This is a genomic window from Corynebacterium sp. HMSC068G04 (assembly GCF_001814885.1).
Classification (GTDB): Bacteria; Actinomycetota; Actinomycetes; order Mycobacteriales; family Mycobacteriaceae; genus Corynebacterium; species Corynebacterium hiratae.
In genome coordinates, this window is the sequence record NZ_KV818327.1 from 1 (window position 1) to 491 (window position 491).

1 pseudogene is annotated in these 491 nt (G+C 58.9%); it reads left to right on the forward strand.

What is annotated here, in order from left to right:
- Positions 1 to 327: pseudogene (locus tag HMPREF2993_RS06160) on the forward strand (IS21 family transposase); the annotation flags it as partial.
- Between the last annotated feature and the right edge of the window lie 164 nt (positions 328 to 491).

The following is a 491-nucleotide window of genomic DNA, read 5'->3' on the forward strand; positions in this document are numbered from 1 at the left end:
GCGGCGAAAGCCATCCCGGCCCAGGCGTACCAGTCTTGCCGAAATGTGCTTTCGATGGGCAAACACGGCAACAAACCAATCCTGGAAGAGGCATGCCAGCGCCTGATGGCCAACAACGGCAGCCGACGAGCGGTGTCATATACCGCGGTCAAAAACATGATGGCCGCCATACGCAAAGAACACGCCACTCGGCCCCGCGGATTAGACCAGGCCCCGCGTAGCACCACAACCGCCCAGCCTGTAGCCGCTGACCGGGATACCACCGGCGCGTTTCTCGGCGGTGCAGACCAGTTCAACATGGACAACCTCGTTAAGAAAGGAAACTAAAGCCCATGTCATCACCAACCCCGCCAACAGATCGCTTCCTTGACGAATCCGTCCTGCCCGACTTCACCGCGCTGCGGATGACAGCCTTTGGCAGAAGCGTCATCGACATCGCCAACGATCCCGCATTCGACACATGGACGTTTTCCCAAAAGGTGCTCTACGCA